The organism is Pseudoflavonifractor sp. An85 (assembly GCF_002161235.1).
In the GTDB taxonomy this organism is placed as follows: domain Bacteria; phylum Bacillota; class Clostridia; order Oscillospirales; family Oscillospiraceae; genus Enterenecus.
On sequence record NZ_NFHE01000104.1, the window covers coordinates 1 to 1062 of the forward strand.

The following is a 1062-nucleotide window of genomic DNA, read 5'->3' on the forward strand; positions in this document are numbered from 1 at the left end:
GCAGGAGCATGGCGTGAGCCTCAAGGATGAGGCGGACGCCTCCCGCGACGCCTCCGACGCGCTCGGCGGAGGCCAAACGCCGGACAAGCCCCAGCGCGGCATGGATGGGCGGTGAGAGTTATGTCTATCCGAGATGACGGTTTCGACCTTGACGCGATCCGCAGGATTAACAACACCGTCGTCAACGACGATGGCACCGTGAAGTCCTTCAAGGAACAACTCTTGGAATATGAGTACGGGTACTACAATGCTTTCCTGCCATTTATCGTATATGGCGATTCCCGTGCCATTGCACAGTCCGGTGCATCCAATCTCCCCATCGTCATGAACGCGAGCGTGCTGGCGAAGCTGAAGCAGAAACATGACCTTGTTCCTATGGAGATTGCCGAATTACCCAAAATGATGTTGGAAAACAACGTCATTATGATGGATTCCTATACGGTACATCCCGGCGGCCTTGTCATGTATTTGGATACCGTTGGCATCCATGACGCTCCGTTGTTCGTTGCGTTCCATCTGGATCAGAAAAGCGGTGAAGTGTCCGTCAACCGCCTCGCCAGCGTGTATGAACGCGCCAACATTGAATACACCATCTGCAAGACATGGGAGATGGGTCTGAACCTCTATCCCAATGAAAAAACAGAAAACTGGCTGAAGTCCCTCGGGCTGCAATTGCCCGACAACCTAGCCAGTTTTCTAACGGGAGATTACCGCGCCGTCTCGAAAGACACACGGATTCCCGTTGATCCCATTATATCAGATTCGAGACCGCCTGACAAGACCCCGGAGTCATCCTATTCGCTTCGATCCGAGTCCGTTACCTCACGGGACGCCTCAAAGGCGCTGAATAATGGCCCATCGGAGGAGCATTCGCGGAATGAACGATGAAAGGATAAAAGAAAAGCCGGATACAGTCATTCGGGCTGCAATTGCCCGATGAGGCATCCGGCTTGACCGGCGGTTTCCCACCATATTCATTTTATCAGAACACCCAGCAAAATGCAATCCTACAAAAATGTCTAACTATCAATCTATGATGATAGTAACCAACAAAGGAAGGAG

Annotated in this window: 1 protein-coding gene; it reads left to right on the forward strand. The window is 52.0% G+C overall.

Annotated features, from left to right (window positions below; translation table 11 throughout):
• The first annotated feature begins 120 nt into the window (after positions 1-120).
• Complete coding sequence (locus tag B5G37_RS14565) at positions 121-888, forward strand: hypothetical protein (protein ID WP_087258967.1); 768 nt, start codon at positions 121-123, stop codon at positions 886-888.
• Positions 889-1062 lie beyond the last annotated feature (174 nt).

Bases quoted from the DNA above. Each gene is read 5' to 3' on its own strand.
- B5G37_RS14565 (WP_087258967.1), top strand. From the start codon at position 121: ATGTCTATCCGAGATGACGGTTTCGACCTTGACGCGATCCGCAGGATT.